Source organism: Nonomuraea basaltis (assembly GCF_005893125.1).
In the GTDB taxonomy this organism is placed as follows: Bacteria; Actinomycetota; Actinomycetes; order Streptosporangiales; family Streptosporangiaceae; genus Nonomuraea; species Nonomuraea basaltis.
On sequence record NZ_VCJS01000597.1, the window covers coordinates 1 to 974 of the forward strand.

1 protein-coding gene is annotated in these 974 nt (G+C 63.4%); it reads left to right on the forward strand.

What is annotated here, in order from left to right; genetic code table 11:
- Window positions 1–757 precede the first annotated feature (757 nt).
- A partial coding sequence (locus EJK15_RS69585) for a transposase family protein (RefSeq protein ID WP_138720969.1) occupies window positions 758–974 on the forward strand: 217 nt, incomplete at its 3' end.

Here is a 974-nt window from a genome sequence, read left to right on the forward strand (position 1 = left end):
CCTTGGCGCGCGAGCTCGACCGCGCGACGCCGGAACTCTGGCGGGTGTGGTGCGGGCATGAAGGACATCCTTCCTGATGATCAAGGGTGACCTCAGGTCAAGTGTCCGGAGAACAGGGGGAAGCTCACCATTGTGAAGACCGGCCTTCTGGAGCCCGATGACAGGGGTATGCGGCTACCCCAGATCCGGAAGACGACCAGGTTGGTCCCAACCGCTTCGCGCAAGAGGATGACAAGGGACATGCGCGGGATGATCTTTGAGACGGTGAGGGCAGGACGAAGCTTCTGCCCAGGTCAGAGCACGTGAACCAGCCGTATGACTACCACTCTCCTAAAGCGGGTGCCGCAGGTTCGAATCCTGCCGGGGGCACCGGGTTCGACCAGCAGCAAAGCGCCCTTGACCAGCGAGAACGCCAGTTAAGGGCTTCTTGATGTGTCCGGTGCTGTACGGCTGTAGCTGATCGTTGGCGGGTGATCGTGCCAAATACGTGCGCACAACTGTCGGCATGCAAGACTCTCGCTAAGCCCTCCAGCGACTGACGGGATGGGCTGCCTCCATTCACCCGGCCCGTACGGGAGTCCGCAATGTCCGATTCCATGAAAGTGCTTCAAAACGGCCTCGGCAGCCGCTAAATGCCCAGGTCAACGAGAGTGCTCCCCGCGCACGCGGGGATGGTCCCGCGGAGCGGTTCGATAGCTGATCATGCTCGGCGTGCATTGAAGATCTTCTCCCGCACCTGGCCGGCATCGTCGTGGACGTGGTCGAGCGGGTGGCGAACGTGGTCACGCTGCGCGCTCGAGTTCGAGCAGAGGAAGGGAAGTGCCCGCGCTGTGGGCACGCCTCTGCTCGGGTGCACGGCCGCTACGTCCGGCGGTTGGCCGACATCGCACTCGGCGGTGTCCAGACGGTGCTCGCCTTGACGGTGCGCCGGTTCAAGTGCGTGAACACCGGGTGCACGGCGGTGACGTTCGCCG